The 2,095-nt window shown below is 41.8% G+C and carries 3 protein-coding genes; all 3 read right to left on the minus strand.

The window, feature by feature from the left end; all coding sequences use genetic code 11:
* Positions 1–178: 178 nt before the first annotated feature.
* Positions 179–928, minus strand: coding sequence for an ester cyclase (locus EAE92_RS25515; protein WP_214069841.1), 750 nt, complete (start codon positions 926–928; stop codon positions 179–181).
* A 454-nt stretch (positions 929–1,382) separates the two neighbouring features.
* The gene (locus EAE92_RS23920; RefSeq protein ID WP_214069842.1) at positions 1,383–1,928 is read right to left on the minus strand and encodes an IS3 family transposase; all 546 of its coding nucleotides are present in this window, start codon (positions 1,926–1,928) and stop codon (positions 1,383–1,385) included.
* On the minus strand, positions 1,929–2,095 hold a 167-nt coding region (locus tag EAE92_RS25520; RefSeq protein WP_214069843.1), incomplete at its 5' end, for an IS3 family transposase.

Raw genomic sequence — 2,095 nt, forward strand, 5'->3', positions numbered from 1 at the left:
AATAACTGCCGCCCAGTGTTGCTGTTTTTCAGTGAGTGTCATAGTGATTCGCCCTCTCAATAAAAGAAAACTCACTATGACAAAAGATTAATCTGTCGGATATGTGGGGTTAATTAGGCGGTTACGTAGAATCGATACTGAGTTCCATCGATTTACGCAACAAAGCCATTTATCCCTCCTAGAAGGAAGACCCTGACAGTTTGATATAAGTCTTCTGACTGTGTAATTGTGAATGTATTTTTTCTAAGCCGATGTGTATCAATAGGTCTAAAATATGAAATGACAAGGCCCAATCAAAAACATCTTTTCTCGATGTTAAGCCGATAAGAGGCAATATCCTATCCACATGAGTTCTGAACGTACTGTATTTTATATTTAGTGTCGAAGAGATTATTTCCCTATCACATCTTAAGCATAAGAGCGAGAGGCAATCTATCTGTCTGTTTGTCAGGCTAAGGCTTAATCGTCGATTCACAGCTAGACGCATGTTATCTCCTACCGTATTATCTGTAGTATAGTGATGGGTAGATAATTGCTTCAAAACTGAAGAAATGTTCACGTCAGTACTATATGAGTGAATTAGTTCATCAAATATAACTAACGATGTAGTGCCTGAGCAATTAATTTGCTTACCTGTGGCGGCTACTCCAAAAAATTGGCCCAAGTGATTTCCGTTGATTTCCCACTCAATAGTAACCCTATCTCGGGTAACTTGGAGCTTTCTTTCTTTGTATGACAAATTGGGGAAGCCTCTAAACCATATGGAAAAAACATCAGACAAATTATTGCACCCAACACTTTCTCTGACTGGAGACTGCACTAAAACTTGAGGTGTCAAGAATTCACTTAAGTTGTGGTAGCCATTACCTAACCAAACATGTGACATAAAATTTCTAGCCAACATAACCTTTGGATTTTTATAGTTCATAATTATCAAAGTTATAAATTAAATATAGTGAGAATATCTTCGAGTTGGAATAAAAGTACCACCATTTGATCTTATCATCCACTACATTTTTTACAGGAATGATTGTGATTCTATAAAGGGCTTTTTCAGAGTATCGGATTAAATAAGATTGTTCTATTCCGTTATTTTCTAACAGACTATCGTGTCGTCTATGTGTAGTGACCCAATTCAATATACCACTACAAATAATGTGTCTACTTGACTAAAGGAATACGTATTAATATAGAGTATTTAAATTATAAAACGTATTAGAAATGTGTAGGTTAAATGTAAGCGCCCAATTAAGCAGTGCAGTTTACATAATGTCGCTGATGTTGACATTCCACGGTAACAGATCGTGCAATGAATCATCAGAATGGCGTTTGGGAAGTTCCGTAAAAATATGCCGAAAATAAAAATGTTGTGGTCCACTAATTTAGGACACATTATTAGCCTTTTTCCAGAATTCCTCTTTCTCTACCGGGGTAGCGCCATTATTAAAGCGGTAAGGACGGCACTGATTGTAATAACCCATCAGCCATTGGCCGATATCACACCTTGCCGACATCTCATCCGGATAGCCCCCTTCCGGTATCCATTCACTCTTCAGACTTCTGAACAACCGTTCCATAGGGGCATTATCCCAACAGTTTCCGCGTCGGCTCATACTCTGTATGACCCCTTCTCTCCATAATAACTGCCGGTAACGCTTACTGCTGTATTGACTTCCCTGATCTGAATGAAATACCACTCGCTTTTCCGGCCTGCGTATCTCCAGTGCATGACGTAGTGCCCGACAAATCAGCTCTGCGTCTGCCGTTGATGACATCGCCCAACCGACGACACGACGTGAATACAAATCCATCACCACCGCCAGGTAACTCCACCCTTTCCCCGTGCGGATATAGCTGATATCCCCGCGCCAAAGGATGTTCGGTTCCCCGGGGATAAATTCACGTCTTACCCGGTTCGGTGACGCCACTCACTCCTCAGGGCAAATCCGATAACGATGTCCCCCCGGCTGGCGACTTATCAGACCGGACTCTTTCATCAGACGACGCACCTTCCAGCGACCTATCGGAATACCGGCTTTTCTCAATTGGTGCATTAACGTGCGACTCCCCGCCGCCCCACGGCTGGCTGAGTGCA

Origin of the sequence: Photorhabdus hainanensis, from assembly GCF_018448965.1 — a bacterium.
Classification (GTDB): domain Bacteria; phylum Pseudomonadota; class Gammaproteobacteria; order Enterobacterales; family Enterobacteriaceae; genus Photorhabdus; species Photorhabdus akhurstii.

Excerpts from the sequence above, each read along its gene's own strand:
- EAE92_RS25515 (WP_214069841.1), bottom strand. The coding sequence starts at position 928 with ATGAACTATAAAAATCCAAAGGTTATGTTGGCTAGAAATTTTATGTCA.